Below are 16,099 nucleotides of genomic sequence, written 5' to 3'. Positions count from 1 at the left end.
AACTATACAGAACAATACATTACTTATACTACACCGACATATACCCAATATCCATGTTCTTTGATAAACTTAGAATGTTCGTAAATCATTTGTATACCTGTATCATCATAATAAAATGCCTTAAACTCCACTGTGCCTTTAGTATCTTGTGGTGCTCCTTTAGAAGTTTGTAATACTTCTAGTTTAACCCAATTCACAGATTTAGCCCAACGTACTATTGATTTTTTTTCTTTGAGTGATGGTCTTGTACTACTATGATGACTTTTTATGAGATAATCTCCTTTTGCTACAACAAAGGCGCTATATCGTGAACGCATCAAATCTTCTGCAGTTAATGCAGTTGTAATATCTTGATGAATTTTTCCACAGCAAGAAGTATAAGTCATTGGCCTACCACAATGGCAATTATTCATGAGAAGTTTCTTTATCGTTTTGTTGATTTATTTTTTGAGTCAAAGCTTTTAATCGTTCTGCTCTGGCTTCTTTCTCTTTTCTGAGTTTATTCTTTTTACGATTCATCAACTTAGCATGTTTTGCCTTGTTTTGAGTATTCTTTTCTTTTCCTTTTTTTGGCATATACCTTATTTATGTTAGTGTCGAAACGAAATAAGATGAACCTTTACTTCTTCCATAGTTTCTTTAGTGAACATATAATCTTGTCCCATTAAATTAAGTTTACACTTGCCTTCTATTTCACACATCGCTGAAATGTGACTGGGATTAATATAATGCAAATTCCCTTTATTGTCTGTAATTTCCATAAATTCCATAACTAATGCTGTTTTTAAGGTTTGTATTTATTCATAAATAAGATACAAAATCCTTTTGAAAACCCCTTATTAGTTTGGGCAAGAAAATAATTATGATTTTTCATTACTTCCTCAATTTTTGTAATACAATAGTCATGGAATACAAATCTGAGCTAATTCTGTAGATTATGATAAGGCATTCTAACACTATGTTTTATGGAATAGTGTTATTAATTTTCTCATTTCTTATTCTGTAATCATTTTATGTTTCTTACACATTGGTAATATTCTTAAAGGTTCTGTACCTACAACTATATCATTAGCAAAAAAGGTAGTTCCTTTATCTAATTGTACAATAGTATAGGTTTGTTGTGATCCCAATACCTGATCTATATCAGTAATCAACTGTTTTCCTTTATTTGTTTTTAGGATCATACCAATTGCAAATTGATCCACAGTACTAAATTGATAATCCATTTGCGTTTTTTGTGGAGCATATGATAACCAGTTTCCATCAGCAGATAAAAACGGATGATCTTTTGTGCAGGTAATAGAAGTACCATCAGCTAAGGAAATCTTAATTAAATCCTCATGAATTGGGTTTGCTAGTTCTTCTATAGTAGCCGACGTGTTGGTATTGGTATCACGATCAAAAGAAAGTACCTTATCTCCTATTTTAAGATTTTCTATAGGCTCTTGATGACCATCAGCCATGGTGACTAAGGTTCCTTTTGCAAAACAGTGCACATCAATTCCATCAAAATAAATCTCAGAGATCACAGTGTCTTCATACTTATCTCCTGGATATACTTCTAAAATTTCGAACCTCATTTTCCACTGAGGAAGCTTTTTGGCAGCTATATAATCTATATTTCGATCTAAAAAACCAATAGTATCTACTTTAAAATGCTGAGCTGCACGCTGATCAGTCAAATTAAGGATTGCATAAGGCTCTCCTTTTATATACATTTTCAACTTTTTTACCCTACTATTGTTACGCCATGCTTTCTCACTTTTAACATGTCCATTGACAACAATAATTTCAGTTATCCTGGGGCTGGATTGATTAAATCCATACTCAATATATTCTCCTACTCCATATCCCGCAACACCTTCGACCCAAACATTTTTATAATTAAGGTCATGTATATTATCTACATTATAATCTACAGTTCCTTGAGAAGGTAATGTAGATGAAGCAGTCTCTGTAGTAGGACCACCCCCACAATACCAACTACATCCTTGTCCTTCTATATCCCAATAACTAGCCATCGTTTCATCTACCATTTCTAATTCTGCTTTCTCTGCTGCTGTAAGATCTTCCATTTTAAGCCCTTTTTCCATCCGTTCCCAAATCTCCTCACATGCTTTCTTATTACGATTAAATTCTTTTTCGTCGGCAGGATTAAGATCTAAAATCTCAATACTCGGAGTTAATGTTATAATTTCTTGTGCTGTAGTGCTAAAAGTCATCGTCAACAGCATATAAAAAAGTACGTTCTTCATAGAATTATAAGTTATATCATCAAATGTACAATTTGTTTTGAGATTATTGATTGAGGTGCTCACCTTTCAACTACGTTCAGGGTTCGAGAGCCTCACCCTTCAGGAGTACTTCTCAATATTACCCTTCGGCTACGCTCAGGGTTCGGGTTGATTTTCCTCTCCCTGTCTCAGTGATCGTTAATTTCGTTCTCCTTCGAGGGCTGAGCGAAGCCGAAGTCCGGTTTTATTACTTTTCGAGAGCACTTCAACAAGTTCGGTATGACACCTCAGGGTTCGAGAGCTTCACCCTTCGGATTTACATTCTTCCCTTTGGTCGTATCGGGGACTGTACTTTGACTGACTCAGTAACCATCCTCTTGAAGCCTCTTGATATTTTTGACATGTTTACTCTCACTTCGACTACGCTCAGTGATCGTTAATTTCATTCTCATCCGAGGGCTGAGCGAAGCCGAAGTCCCGGAAACTGAAGCATAGAGCTTTAAAAACTAAGCTGTTATACAAAAAAAATAAATAAAAAGTAGGGAACTTTCCCGTTTATATGTTTTAGGTATAGAAAAGCACTGGATAGTATATTTTATCTGATGCTGATATAAATTAAACAAAACGATACGATATTATGAACCATCAGTTGAAACAATATAAACAGCTACTTTCACAGTCAGTATTTTTTTGGGCTATTGCTATGGGATTATATTCAATATTAAGGTATTACGGAATAGATGAAGAAGAAGACTTTTTGATTGTTAGAGAACATAATGGAATCTTCGGAGCGCTATGGTCCTTAATGAAACTAACCAGTATTGGCATTTTAATAGGTGTTCTTTATACTCATGTAGATCTTCTTTTTGACAAGTTTATGACTAACAGAATATCATTAGCCAATAATGTTATTACCAGAACAATTTTTCATTTTATAGCTACAATAGCTGTATTCACTATAGTTACTGATGTTTTTTCTAATTTGAATAACACGAATCCAAATACAGATTCTGGTTGGTGGGCACAAAACAAACCTTTTTGGTCCGCTATTTTATATATTGTATTAGCTTCTTTTGTGTTTTCATTTATTAAAATTGCTAATGAAAAATTCGGAAAAGGTACGTTTCTTAAAATATTGATAGGAAAGTATAAAACTCCGCAGGAGGAGAAAAGAATATTTATGTTCTTAGATTTAAAAGACTCTACCAGTATCGCAGAAAATCTAGGACACTATAAATACAGTCAGTTTATACAAGATTGTTTTTATGATCTTAATGCTGTGGTTCCAAAATTTAATGCTGAAATTTATCAATATGTTGGTGACGAAGTTGTCCTAAGTTGGCCGTATAAAAAAGGGTTAACTAATAATAATTGTATCGATCTATTTTTTGCTTTCCAGGAGAAAAAACGAAATAAATCTGATTATTACCTAAATAAGTACGGTGTTGTTCCAGAATTTAAAGCAGGACTCCACGGTGGTAAATTAATGGTAACTGAAGTTGGGGTCATTAAAAAAGAAATTGCATATCATGGTGATGTAATTAATACTTCTGCCAGAATACAAGATGAATGTAATACATATAAGGTTCCTTTTTTAATTTCAGAAAAGTTAATGCAGGATTTAAAAATGAGTGCGCATTTAACATCTCAATTTTTAGGGAGTGTACTACTAAAAGGAAAGCAGGAAAAAGTCGGAATTCATACGATACATCAAGTAACATGAGGGATGCTCATGATCACCCTTCGGCTTCGTGTTCCCTGAGTCAAGTCGAAGGGCTCAGGGTTCGGGTTTGTATTATTGTTTTTGGCTGTATCGTAGGTTGAGGCTCTCTAGAACATACTCTCACTTCGACTACGCTCAGTGATCGGTATTTTCGTTATCTTTCGAGGGCTGAGTGAAGCCTAGAATACTCACCCTTCGAGAGCCTCAGGGTTCGGGATGTCACCGGGGGCTGAGGCTCTCGAAGCCCCATGCTTATCTCTATATGCAATTGATAAACCTGGTAACCCCTCCAAATCCCCTCGTATCAATGCTTCTTTTTTGGCTCTTGACCATCCTTGTACTTGTTTCTCTCTATAGAAAGCAGTATCGATACGATCATATTTTTCGTAATAAAGCAAGGTAACAGGTAATCGTTTTTTGGTATGATTCGCTCCTTCTCCGTTTTGATGTTGCGCCAATCTCATATTCATATCTTTGGTGCTACCTGTATATCAATACCACTTCTCATATAAAATAACCGTATAAAATTGTCTCTTTAGATCCCATGTTGCGTTACAAAATTGATCGATAGTACGACTTGGTAGTTTCATTTTTTAACACTGAAAATTGATATACAAGGGTACTTGTATAGGTGGGTACTCCCACTTATACAAGTGGTTTGTCTTGCCTTTTTAGGAAGACGCACTTCTATCTGAGCATAGTGACACTTCCCTTTTATGTATGTGGCACTTCCCTTTTGGATACCCATCACTTCCGTTTGAAGTACCCCATACCTAGGTTCGAGACAAGTGACCCCACTACTATAAGTACCCCTAACACATGCATAGCCATAACGACCCCTACTTATATAAGTACCCTCCCCCACTTAGATAAGTGGGTTTTGGGGGTTTTGACTTGTTATCACTAGATTTTTAACTGTTTTTGTTAAAATTGATGTTGATTATTTTTTGAACGGTATATATCTTTAGCCCATTCATGATTACATTTTCTGCAACGATAATAATTACGAAAAATATGTTTTTTAGGATTGGCAAAATCATTGCCCAAATAGTCCTCTTTTGTCTTAGTTATACTAAAGTAGTTTGCTTTGCACTTAGGGCATTTACTAGATTGATTCCCTTTTATTATTAGATATAAAATAACTAACATTATACCTATTGTTACTATAAATGTTTCTAGATTTCCTTTCATAGTTAATCAAACAATGTTTTATTCTTTATTTTGGGTAACATATAATCCATATATGCCAAAATCATCAATACTGTAGTAAGGATTCTATATTCTATAGTAATTAAATGATACAACAATATTGATGTTGTTTCTTTTGATATTCCGACATAGTATTTGTTTGTAAAACTAATTTGGGGTGTGGTAAGTAAACGTTGTGATGAAGATAGTAATATTTCTCTTACTGTAAAACCAAAAACCCACAAACCAAAACTGTTTGTGGGTCGTCTTTTGGTAAGACTATAATTGATGACTCTATCTTGATCGAGTATACAAAGAGCTCGCTCTTTTATTACAATTTTTTACTAATATTTATTGGCAACCCAACTTTAAAACCAAACCGCAAATCTTTATCATCTCCGTTAGGTGATTTGTTGAGATCTTGCCTATCCATAAACAATTGTAACGTTAAAATATTCTTTTCTTCGTCTTTTGATTTTAAGTTAAGTAATAAACCTAATCGCAATGGAAATTGTTCTATATCCTTTATCCCAGAATCCTCAGAAAACCCAAGTTTGTTATATCCTATATTTCCAAATACTCCTAAATACTTAATAAAATTGCTGTAATATAATTCTACATCATAGCTTTGTCTAAAGCCATAGGTATAAGCCGCATCCCCAATATATCCTTTTTTACTATTTGCTATGGTTATGGGTACTCCACCGATCACATCACCAGTTGGGACATCTACAGTGATAGTTTGTTGTTTAAACTGATTTATATTCGAGCTCCTAGATGCGGATACCAAACCCCTAAAGATTAAATACTTTTGTCCTTTTCTTTGCCATACATAATTATATGATACGGTGGCTCCATATACATCTCCTGTAATATCTTGAAACAATTTATTAAACTCAGTATTCTCTCTAAACTCGTATAAGGTTGTGCTCTCCCGTTGATAAAAAGGTGAAATCCCTAAAAAACTTATTTTTTTAGAGGTCCAAGATTCTTGGGCTATTGCTAATTCTTTATCCTTAGTATTTTCTACAATATCGTCTAATGCATCTTTTGCACTTTTATAATCTTCTAAAAGCTTCAACACGTTCATATCTCCTGGTAATTTTTGAACATAATCCTTCTTTTTGTAGTTCTCGTTTTCTTCTTTTTCATCAGTAACTGTTAAAACCCTATTAGCTGCTTTAGTAGTTAACCTGTATTTTGTATCATCTACTTTGATAGTTTTCTTATCATCAATTTTTATATAACCTTTATACGATTTTTGAATTGTATCGATCCTTTCTGCGTAATACAATTCTATATCAGAACATTCTTCATCTTTACAAATAATACTAGTTAGATCATTTTTCTTCATATACTCCACAAAACCTTTGAAACGATAAAAGTATGATGGCACAGAATCTACCAAATACAAATTCTTCTTTATAAAGGCTATACGAGTATTGTACTTTTTGCTTAAATATTGTTTCTTTTTATCATCATCAATTTTGGTGTCGATAGACTCATTACCACCATTCATAGAATAAAAGCTTCGTTTCGATTTATTCAGACCTATATACGTATTAAATGCAAACCGTGATTTTTTACTTCCTTCATTTTCGTCAAAAAAGTATACTCCATTATCTACTGTAAACTCTCCATCTATAGTAAAAAAGTAATTTTTTTTATTACCCAAATAACCACTGGCTTCTATTTCAGTATTATCATCATTTAACTCAAAAGCTAAACCCTGCTGTGGAGCAGCATCTCCCAAGATCATAAAATTTAGATCCTGAAAAACAAGTTTATTAAAAGCTCCTGAAGATACAAGATTATTACTTTTATCATTAATTTGAGAATTCACTAATGAGGAATACAATAGCATTAAAAAGATACTCAACTTAATTTTCTTCATGATTTATTATTTAGAGTTATTTAAAGTGTGAAAAATAAAAAACTGTATTGTGCAAAAACATACCCAGTGCCGAGTATTTTTTTAATTAAGTAGCGAATTAATTTTTATGTATTTGATACGTAATAGGTAGTAATACCCTTTTTCTATTGACCATAAAAACACCCCCAACAGTTGTGTCTAACTATTGGGGGTGTTTGATTAATATATTTGCAGAGTCTCTGAATTCGACCCTTCGAGTAACCTCACCCTTCGACTTCGCTCAGGGTTCAATTGCTTACGAGGGCTGTACTTCGACAGGCCTGTCCTGAGCTTGCCGAAGGGCTCAGCATCCGTCTAGTCGAAGCCCGGTACTATGATTGCCCAACATCAGATGAATCCGTTCCATTATCAGGATTCTGGTTTTGCTCTTCTTTTTCATTTTCTTCTGTTGTAGTACTTCCATTAGAAGAGAAACGTTCTTTTAATCTACTATGCAAAGCTTCTGCTCCCGGTACTCCACTATTAGCAGCAACACCAAACATTTTATACGCTAGTAATGAAGTACTATACGCTTCTGATCCGGCAAGAATTCTGGTATCATTTACTTTTTCTGATAACTCTGCTAATTCTAAAGCCAGTACCTTAAGATCATTATATAATGAATAATCTTTTTCTACTTCTCCCAGTTTAATAAAATTTGGCAGAATATCTCCGTTCTGTCGCATACTGTCTAGTGCATCTTCTACAAATACCTTATTACTTCTATTGATCTTTGGTAGGTTTCTACGCTCATCTTTGGTCAAACCTGTTAAAAAAGGCAATAGTGTACTGATTTCATCTATTTTGTTTTTTACTTCTGTAATCACTTGTGGATCTACGGTAACCGATAATCGGTTGTTTAATACATTACTCATACTTTTTTGTTTTAAATTCAACATTTGTTTGAGCTTATATAAAATCAATTTCAATACCGATTCTTTATCTTTTTAACATTTTTATTATTAATCTTGTGTTAATTTTAAATTATAATTACCTAATAACTAAGTGTTTGTTTTTATTTAATTCTTTTTTGATATCATAAAATACTATAATGACAGGCTGTCGTTATACTTAAAAACACTTTTTTATTGTGATGATAACGCTTACTCACCAAAGGATTACGTTTTATATTTTGCATTTTACGTATACTCAGTGAATATGTACTGACAGTTAGTATAATAGCATTTTATGCTTACTGGCGTTGTGGCAGGGAGTTCTAAGTTTTTATATATAATATGTATTACAAATCAACACTTTAACAGTAGTAAATACATCAATTTAGTTATAGTGAGGCATTATTTTCTTTTCTTGTATGCGTATTTGTACGTATCCAATACAGCGTTCGGGATCTTTTCTAAATGCATATTTACCTGTATCACGTATCTCATCTATAGCTTCTTTAAGATGTGTAAATGCTCGATCTCGTAAATCTTTGGCTTTAACATCATCTAAAGTATCGTCATTAGCTTTAAAAAGTAATTCTGCCAGATAATCAGACTTCTGCTCTGCAATATTAAATTTTCTAAGATCATATCTCATCTTTTCCAGTTCTGGTGCATTTGACTTACCCAACACACTAATATCCATTAGATCCTGGATGATATCATCATCACCTTCTGCCTGTGTAATCTTATCTAGTCGGTCCAATACCTCGGCATCTTTCCTAAACTTAAAATATAAATCAGCTAATACATCATTTTTAAATTCATATGCCTTAGAAGATTCTGTTCTCCATCTTTTTAGAATTTCTTTCTTGGTATAACGTTCTTTCATCCAAACAGCTTGTGCATATCGACATGCACCTATACGAACGGGCAAGTCTTCAAAATATGTATCCCAATCTAGTCCTTTACTCTCCAAAATAATTTTATCTTCATATGCCCACACAAATAAGTTTTCTGCCTCTTGTAAGGCAATATCAACCGGAATAGTTGGTGCTTTTACTTCTTCTAAAGATAATGCTTCTAAAGTCGTTAACTTTATATTATAATTTTCTCTTGACATTTGCTAATTATTTTAAGAATTAATACGCTCATAATAGTATGACTACTGCTACTACATATAGAGTGTCTTAAAAAAGCATTTTGTTACCTTCTGGATGTTTTATTAATAGTAAAAAACATACTTACTCCTTAAAAGAGTTGATTATCTACTACAAAACACCATGTCATCTTACACACTAAAAACCAATATTTTAGTGTAGTAATCAGAATATATTATCTACTCATTAACTTATTATTATAAATAGGTGAAATTTCCCCATAAAACGAATTAGTTTCTTTACATATTCTTAAAACATAAACATAAGATTATCAGACAGATAATTAGTTATTTAGTAGCAGTATTAACCAATAAATAATATAAAATGAAATTACACTCAAAAATCTTATCCGGTTTATTCGTATTCTTAGTATTGCTTACCTCTTGTGAAACTGATACAGAGGAACCAGAAGTTGTAAAAACTAACCCGTATTTGGAATTAGTGGGTACTGTAGAATATCGTCAGGCTACAAAAGAGGAATTAAGTAAATTAGTTCCTACGCAAGCTAAGGCTAATTGCACACTTCACGGGGATGAAGGATGTAGTGACAATGCTGCATCTGAGTTCGAGCGTTATGTAAAAGAATGTACTTCATACCCTCGTATATGGCCGCCAACAGGAGCTGTTTCTACACACTACAAAAGCATGATCTATTATGTTGATGGTGATAGTGACATTAATCTAGACCATTATCAAGATGATTTACAAGCGCATGTAGATCAATTAACCAGTTCTGCCGGAGCAGCCTTTATTAGTGCAGATATCATATTTTGGACATGCAATGATAGAGAGAATAATTCTTGTGTGATAGAATATACTGTATATAGATAAGAACTCTCATTATAAATAGATATAAAAAAAAGAGGCTGTCTAAAAAGTATAAAAACTCAAAATTGTCAGTCTGAACCTGTCGACGACATATTGAAAATCAAATTATTAAAAAATTCGGCAAGCTCAGTGTTTGACAAAAAGAATTGACTTTTTAGACGGTCTCTTTTTAATTTTATTATTATACTCCATTTTCAGAAGGTACGTTTCCAACGTCTTAGAATCTGGTCAATATCTGATCGTATATCTGTTCGGATTTCCTTTTTACGTTTTCCTTGACCAAACTGGTCATCATAATTAGTTTCGGTATGTCGTATATGTGCTTCTACCGCCAGATCAATCATTTTAACATCAAATTCCTTAGCATTTGCAGTACGTCCTACCCTACCGCTATATTTTTGACATGCGTGTTTTGCTATTTCAAATTCTCGTTTCACAGGGCAATTAGGATACCGTCTTCTAATAGCAATGGCAAACTTTATAATATACTCTCGGTCTTGTTGTTCTCTAACAATAGCAGCTTTTCTGTTTTTTTCTGCACGAATATTCTGATCATTCTGGCATTCTATTTTTGCTTTCTCTATAGCAATTTCTTCTACCAGTTGCCCTTGTCGTTCATAACGTTTACGACGTTGATTCCATGCCCATACTACTGCGCATAAGGTAGAATGTTTTTTAGATCTACGAGTCATTGCAGCATCTCCGGGTGGTAACAATACATATCCGCCAAACGGAGAACAACTAAAACAAGTTCCTTTATGTTTTTCACTTTCTGCAACAAATGATTTGCCAACAGGAATGCGTTTACCGCATTGAATACATCTAAGTTTTTCCTTCTTGGTTAGAAATATATTTTGAGAAGTTGTGGCCAAATAACAATCATTTATAAGGAAGCGAAAATACATTTTTAGTATTGAATTTATCCTAAAATATTACGTATCTTTATAAGATCATACTTCATTTATTATTTGAGATTATGATAAGAAAATACTAAATTAGTAGTATTCCCCCCACTAAAAAATGAAACTGTCTGAAAGTTAATGTTTCTGTTATCTCGAGCAAAGTCGAGAAAAATTATTCTTGATTATCGACTCTGCTCAATTTAACCGTTTGTTATACATGTACTTTCTAGACACTCATGATTTAGTGGGGATTTTTTTTACTCTAAACTGATATGTTGATAACCATACACACTAATACTCTTACTTATGAAACCTGCCAAAACTATACTAATGATGGTTCTTACCATCTCAATATTCATTTTATATTCTTCTTGTAAAAAAGACAACTACACTCCGATTAACGACAGAGATGTTCTTCCTGATTTATCTGCTGTAATGAAGTTTTTAAAAAAGGAAAATTATCCCGAAAACTCCTCCTGGCATTTATTTCCTGGTACAGAAATATCGCATGATTCTAATACCCTAAAAAGGTTAGGTTTACCAGTGCATGGACGTTGGGTAAGAACCTATGTGAATAATATAACACATGAATTTTTAACCCAGGCAGTTGATTCTACGATCACTCAACCTTTGGAGTTTCCTCCCGGATCATTTATTGTAAAACAAAATTATCGTTCTGATACCATTAGCAATCGAATTATTAGTTCTGATCATAGTACGTTAGCTGCCATTACCGTATTATACAAGCCAGATCCAAAGTATAACTATTGTGCAACAGCAAATTTAGCTTCTTACAACGGTGTTGATTGTTATGGAGGGAATTGGTTTTATGGTTTCTTCTTTCAAAAAGATATAGAAGATGGTAAAATTAGTGATAAATCAAAGGATATACAGGCTCATGTAAGTGCGTTCTGTGTGAATTGTCATGCTCCTGGGTTTAATACTGATTATGTAAGGTCACTAGATGATATTCGTAATCCTTTTGCAGAGTTTAGTACTACTCCGTATTGTGATCGTTTTAGACCTCAGCCTCCAAAAGAAGCAGCCTTACTTAGTGCAGAAGAACCAAAAGATATGGGACAGTTCTCTAATGAAATTGAGCAGTATATTATGGATACTCAAATCACATCTACCTTACCAAAAGATGTTCCTGCAGATCCTACAAAAGTATTTAAATTCTTGGGGCCAGAAATAGCACAATTAATGTTTGATAGTTATGCCTGGAAATCCTTTATTGCTTTAAACTGGCCTAATAAAAGTGTGAACCCTGATACCAAAAAACCACAAAGAGGCGAACCTGATACTCAACTCCCTTTTACAGCTAATAAAAATGATGCAATGGTTTGGGAAACTTATAAGCCTACATTCGAAGTATTTCAACCTGGAGATATAACATGGAATCCAACCAACCAACCTTGGAATCAGATTCCACCTGCTCCCAAAGGAAAAGACTGTGAGAATGAAGATCATGATTTTGTGATTACAATGCAATCCAAAACCAGGGATGTCCTTAATGAAACCGGACAAGCTTTTGCGGGTTCTTTTGGATACTTGGTAGATCAAGATAGCAGCCGAGTACGTTACGAAGTCTTATTTAATCGTACAGAATTCGAATATATTATCGGCAATGGTCGTGCAGCAAGCCTTAATCTCACACCCAGTGGGCCAAAAGGAGATGTTAACAAAGTAAATTTTCCTGACACTCGGGATGATACTACCTATAATGAAGGATCGATAGAAATCAAATCCGCTTGGAAAGAATTATGTCTAACAGCAGATTGTAATCATAGAGATGCAGAAAATCTTGAAGCTGCAAAAAAGAAATTCCTGGTTCGAAATGCATTGATCTATGAAGCCGAAGGTGATTCTGTATACTGTAGAAGAGCTCCTATGGCCTTGGTAGGTTTACATATCGCACGTAAGACATATTTTGCCCCACAATGGATCTGGATCACCTTTGAGCATAAAGATAATGTTCCTGATGTTGGACAACAAAACCCCACAGGGACTTTTTATAATCCTAAGTTAAAAGAATCTGATAACTGCTATCAACTCCCATTCTTGAGTAGAGATAGTATTGTAAAAGGTTGCCCTAATGTAGATCTTAATCGCCTGGCAAAAGAATTTACAAACCAACCTAATCAACTTACTCGTATTGTACCTATTGATAATGCAGCACAGAAAATGAACCTGGCATTTCAGGAAGAACTTAAAAAAATTGATTCTCCTTTTGCCAACTATATATTAGTGGACACCCAATGGGCTCTAAATAGCAGGCAACAAAATGGACAAGTTAGCAAGCTTAATTGTAAGGATAATGGTATCGGAAATGATTGTTTTACAATGGTACCCCGTTTTTTACGTAATAGTGTTATTGAATCATTTATGTCGACGTACTGCACCGTAAACGGAAAAACAGAACAACACAGTAACCGAAGCTGTATGAGTTGTCATGGTAGTGCCGGTGCTGATCTTAGTTATATCTGGTTGGATGCCGTTTCACAACGCGTAGAGTTAAGTGAGTAAAAGTTTGTGAAATAACTTAAATGCTATTATGTGTTGAAGGCATTAATCCATAGGTAATATTTCTATTAGGGATATCAATGTTCTATACTCAACAGTTGTGTGTAATTACCACTCAAACCAAAAAGTATACAACATTCGAAAATCCGTATAAGGAAACAAGTACTCTTCTATCCGACCTTTGTCTTATAGTTTTTAACACTAATTACTTAGACAAAAATGGAAACAAATCAATTTGGGAACAAAGGTTGGACACCTGATAGAATCGAAAATTTGAAAGGCAAAATATATATCCTAACAGGGACTACAAGCGGAACAGGATTTGAAGCAGCGAAAATATTGCTATCAAAGGGAGCAAAAGTGGTAATGCTTAATCGAAACCCAAAGAAAGCAGAAGACACCATTAAAACTTTAAAACAAGAAGTTGGTAGCCACATAGACGTTTTAGCTTTAAAAATGGATTTAGCTGTACAAGCTTCCGTAAAAAAAGCAGCTGAACAGGTTCTTAAAACAGTTCCTCAAATCGATGCGCTAATTTGCAATGCTGCAATAGCCCAAGTACCAAAACAGAAGCTTACTGTAGATGGTTGGGAAAGTCAGATGGGAACGAACCACTTCGGAAATTTCACGTTTCAAGCTTTATTATTTCCTCTGATAGAAAAATCTAAAGGGAGAATAGTAACCGTTGGTAGTATGGGTTATAATTTAGGGATCAAATCCATACAATTTGACGATTTGAATTGGGATAAAAACTACAGTCCAAATGGCATATATAGCCAAAGTAAATTAGCACAAATCATGTGTGTTTATGAATTGCAAGACCGCTTAAAACAAGCAGGAAAATCTGATGTGAAGGCTTATGCTTGTCATCCAGGCGCTTCCAAAACTTCATTAATTAAAACCAGTGGTAGTTTAATGACTCGATTTGTTTGGCAACTAATGAAATTATCACCGTTAGTACAATCGGCTGAAAAAGGTGCTTATCCACAATTAATGTGTGCTACAGAATCAAACCTTGACCAAAGTGGATTTTATGGACCAACAAAAAGAATGAATACTGTAGGTCCTGTAGGAGAGCATAAATTAGAGCCACACGCCAAAGATAAAGTAGTTGCTAAAAAACTATGGGAACTTTCAGAAAAGGAAACAGGTATAAAATGGAATATCTAAATTTGTAGTATGCAACATTTTAAAACATTATCATCGTATTTAGATTATTTAGAACTACCTCGACCAGAGCATCCTATGTTGAGCGTGTTCAACTCAAAAGGCGATGGCTACTTACCTTGTCCAAGAGAGAGTTCGCCACCAATTACCAATGATTGCTATACCATTAGTTTTAAAAAATATGTAGAGGGAGATTTAAACTACGGACGAACAAAATATGATTTCACTAATGGAGCTTTGATTTTCATTGCACCAAGACAAGTCTTGCAATGGGATAATAGTGTAGTTTTTGAGCGAAAAGGATTTTCAATAAACTTTCACGAAGATTTTTTGAAAGGAACGGAATTAGCTCTACAAATAAAAAAATACGGTTTCTTTTCATATTCTGTAAATGAAGCATTACACCTTTCACCAAAAGAAGAAAAGCAAATAGAATCGATAGTAGAAAATATTGAAATTGAATATCAAAATAATCAAGATGTCTTTAGTAGAGAAATTATTATTTCTCAATTAAGCACATTATTCAAATATGCCAACCGATTCTATGAAAGACAGTTTTTTAACCGAAAAGAAATAACGAACGATTTATTAGAACAATTCAATCAGTATTTAACTGAACATTTTGAATCTGGGCAATTGCAAGAAAAAGGCATTCCAAGTATAGAACAAATCGCAGATAAAATGTCAGTTTCACAACGTTACTTAAGCGATACTTTGAAAAAAGAAACGGGTAAAACTACCACCGAACATTTACACTTACGTTTAATTGATGAAGCAAAGAATGTTTTATTGAAACCGAATAAAAATATTTCGGAAGTAGCTTATGAGTTAGGATTTGAATATCCTCAATATTTTTCAAGATTATTCAAAAAGAAGGAAGGTATAAGCCCAAAGGAATTCAGAGAAAAATATAAAATGAATTAAAACTATGGATGTATTAAAAACAGCAATAAATTGGGCAAAAGCCGAATTATTTTCAACCCCATTTTTCATTCTCTTCGGACTCGCGTTTATGGCAGCAAGTTTAGGTTTTTGGCAGTTAGGAAAAACGGAAATGGCTAAAGCGTACATAATTCCTAACTTGGTGGCAGGTATTCTACTTTTAACAATTGGACTTGGATTATTTTTCACCAACAAGTCAAGGGTTACACAATTTGAGACTGCTTACAATAAGGATGCTTCAGCATTCATAGAATCAGAAATCACTCGTGCTGAAGCCACTCTGAAAGAATATAATACAATCGTTTTTAAAGTTATTCCGATTATAATCATTGTGGCAGCCTTGTTAATTATTTTTATTAATACACCAACTTGGCGTGCAATTAGTATAACAACGATTGCTATGCTAATAGTTATCTTATTAGTAGATGGAACTGCTTATGGAAGAATTGATAATTATCATAAAGAGTTGAAATTAGTTCATTTAGAAAATGAAATTAAAAAATAACTACACACAACAAAGAACTGAGTTAAAAAGCAAGTCTTTTTAGTTTAATCTTGAAATATAATTTTCATCATAAGGCAATCCACTTTTTGCTATTGCAAAAGCCTGTTTCAATAACTTATTTGATACTGCAATTA

At 33.7% G+C, this 16,099-nt stretch carries 15 protein-coding genes; 6 read left to right on the top strand and 9 right to left on the bottom strand.

Annotated features, from left to right (window positions below; all coding sequences use genetic code 11):
* Nucleotides 1–23: 23 nt before the first annotated feature.
* From DK442_RS24745 to DK442_RS24735, 3 genes are all read right to left on the bottom strand, one after another.
* On the bottom strand, nt 24–413 hold the full coding sequence (locus DK442_RS24745) for a YchJ family protein (RefSeq protein ID WP_109438605.1): 390 nt from the start codon (nt 411–413) through the stop codon (nt 24–26).
* Nucleotides 406–576 carry a hypothetical protein gene (locus DK442_RS28555; protein WP_200825171.1) on the bottom strand — a complete coding sequence of 57 codons (171 nt, stop codon included), beginning with the start codon at nt 574–576 and terminating at the stop codon, nt 406–408. The genes DK442_RS24745 and DK442_RS28555 overlap by 8 nt, the downstream gene beginning before the upstream one ends.
* Before the next feature lie 419 nt (nt 577–995).
* A complete protein-coding gene (locus DK442_RS24735) occupies nt 996–2,255 on the bottom strand; it encodes a hypothetical protein (protein WP_109438603.1) in 1,260 nt (419 codons plus the stop codon).
* Nucleotides 2,256–2,871: 616 nt separating this feature from the next.
* Here DK442_RS24735 and DK442_RS24730 point away from each other — a divergent pair.
* Nucleotides 2,872–3,957 carry an adenylate/guanylate cyclase domain-containing protein gene (locus tag DK442_RS24730; protein WP_109438602.1) on the top strand — a complete coding sequence of 362 codons (1,086 nt, stop codon included), beginning with the start codon at nt 2,872–2,874 and terminating at the stop codon, nt 3,955–3,957.
* Nucleotides 3,958–4,145: 188 nt separating this feature from the next.
* Here DK442_RS24730 and DK442_RS24725 read toward each other — a convergent pair whose 3' ends face one another.
* The 5 genes from DK442_RS24725 to DK442_RS24700 all read right to left on the bottom strand — a co-directional run bounded on the left by DK442_RS24725 (nt 4,146) and on the right by DK442_RS24700 (nt 9,061).
* Entirely contained in the window at nt 4,146–4,421 is a 276-nt protein-coding gene (locus DK442_RS24725) for a GIY-YIG nuclease family protein (protein ID WP_235011029.1), read from the bottom strand.
* 460 nt (nt 4,422–4,881) lie between these two features.
* Complete coding sequence (locus DK442_RS28885; protein WP_370444683.1) at nt 4,882–5,106, bottom strand: DUF6671 family protein; 225 nt, start codon at nt 5,104–5,106, stop codon at nt 4,882–4,884.
* 370 nt (nt 5,107–5,476) lie between these two features.
* Nucleotides 5,477–7,039 carry a hypothetical protein gene (locus tag DK442_RS24710; protein ID WP_160114345.1) on the bottom strand — a complete coding sequence of 521 codons (1,563 nt, stop codon included), beginning with the start codon at nt 7,037–7,039 and terminating at the stop codon, nt 5,477–5,479.
* A gap of 350 nt (nt 7,040–7,389) precedes the next feature.
* Nucleotides 7,390–7,932: a hypothetical protein gene (locus tag DK442_RS24705; RefSeq protein ID WP_160114344.1), complete on the bottom strand. Its 543-nt coding sequence runs from the start codon at nt 7,930–7,932 to the stop codon at nt 7,390–7,392.
* 403 nt (nt 7,933–8,335) lie between these two features.
* A complete protein-coding gene (locus DK442_RS24700; RefSeq protein ID WP_109438597.1) occupies nt 8,336–9,061 on the bottom strand; it encodes a hypothetical protein in 726 nt (241 codons plus the stop codon).
* Between the two features lie 361 nt (nt 9,062–9,422).
* Here DK442_RS24700 and DK442_RS24695 point away from each other — a divergent pair, with 361 nt between their 5' ends.
* Entirely contained in the window at nt 9,423–9,929 is a 507-nt protein-coding gene (locus tag DK442_RS24695; protein WP_109438596.1) for a hypothetical protein, read from the top strand.
* A gap of 191 nt (nt 9,930–10,120) precedes the next feature.
* Here DK442_RS24695 and DK442_RS24690 read toward each other — a convergent pair whose 3' ends face one another.
* Nucleotides 10,121–10,798, bottom strand: a complete 678-nt coding sequence (locus DK442_RS24690; protein ID WP_160114343.1) for a DUF2293 domain-containing protein — start codon at nt 10,796–10,798, stop codon at nt 10,121–10,123.
* Nucleotides 10,799–11,134: 336 nt separating this feature from the next.
* Here DK442_RS24690 and DK442_RS24685 point away from each other — a divergent pair, with 336 nt between their 5' ends.
* The 4 genes from DK442_RS24685 to DK442_RS24670 all read left to right on the top strand — a co-directional run bounded on the left by DK442_RS24685 (nt 11,135) and on the right by DK442_RS24670 (nt 15,965).
* Nucleotides 11,135–13,354: a hypothetical protein gene (locus DK442_RS24685; RefSeq protein ID WP_109438594.1), complete on the top strand. Its 2,220-nt coding sequence runs from the start codon at nt 11,135–11,137 to the stop codon at nt 13,352–13,354.
* 270 nt (nt 13,355–13,624) lie between these two features.
* Complete coding sequence (locus tag DK442_RS24680) at nt 13,625–14,521, top strand: SDR family oxidoreductase (protein WP_370444682.1); 897 nt, start codon at nt 13,625–13,627, stop codon at nt 14,519–14,521.
* 9 nt (nt 14,522–14,530) lie between these two features.
* The gene (locus DK442_RS24675; RefSeq protein ID WP_109438592.1) at nt 14,531–15,442 is read left to right on the top strand and encodes an AraC family transcriptional regulator; all 912 of its coding nucleotides are present in this window, start codon (nt 14,531–14,533) and stop codon (nt 15,440–15,442) included.
* 4 nt (nt 15,443–15,446) lie between these two features.
* Entirely contained in the window at nt 15,447–15,965 is a 519-nt protein-coding gene (locus DK442_RS24670) for a hypothetical protein (RefSeq protein WP_109438591.1), read from the top strand.
* The last annotated feature ends 134 nt before the right edge of the window (nt 15,966–16,099 follow it).

The sequence above is a fragment of the Aquimarina sp. AU119 genome, assembly GCF_900312735.1.
Taxonomy (GTDB): Bacteria; Bacteroidota; Bacteroidia; order Flavobacteriales; family Flavobacteriaceae; genus Aquimarina; species Aquimarina algiphila.
This window is presented reverse-complemented; position numbering and strand designations above follow the sequence as displayed.